A 445-nucleotide genomic window follows, 5' to 3' on the forward strand; every position below is an offset into this window, starting at 1 on the left:
TGTGGGTCTCCCGGCCAATGCCGGACTGCTTGTAGCCGCCGAAGGCCGCATGCGCGGGGTAGGCATGGTAGCAATTGGTCCAGACGCGGCCAGCCTGGATTGCCCGGCCGAAGCGGTAGGCGCGGTTGGCATCGCGTGTCCAGACGCCTGCGCCCAGACCGTAGAGCGTATCGTTGGCAATGCTGAGGGCTTCGTCGTCGTCCTTGAAGGTCGTGACCGATACCACCGGCCCAAATATTTCCTCCTGGAAGATGCGCATCTTGTTGTGACCCTTGAACACCGTCGGCTTGACGTAATAGCCGCCCGCCAGATCACCGGGCAAAAGATTGCGGGCGCCGCCGGTCAGCACTTCCGCTCCTTCCTGCCGGCCTATGTCGATGTAGGACAGGATCTTTTCCAATTGCTCGGACGAAGCCTGCGCGCCGACCATCGTTGCCGGATCGAG

Annotated in this window: 1 pseudogene; it reads right to left on the reverse strand. The window is 62.2% G+C overall.

The features are described from left to right. Positions 1-445, reverse strand: a pseudogene (gene adh, locus EN807_RS32645) (aldehyde dehydrogenase); the annotation flags it as partial.

This window comes from Mesorhizobium sp. M5C.F.Ca.ET.164.01.1.1, from assembly GCF_004792125.1.
Classification (GTDB): Bacteria; Pseudomonadota; Alphaproteobacteria; order Rhizobiales; family Rhizobiaceae; genus Mesorhizobium; species Mesorhizobium wenxiniae.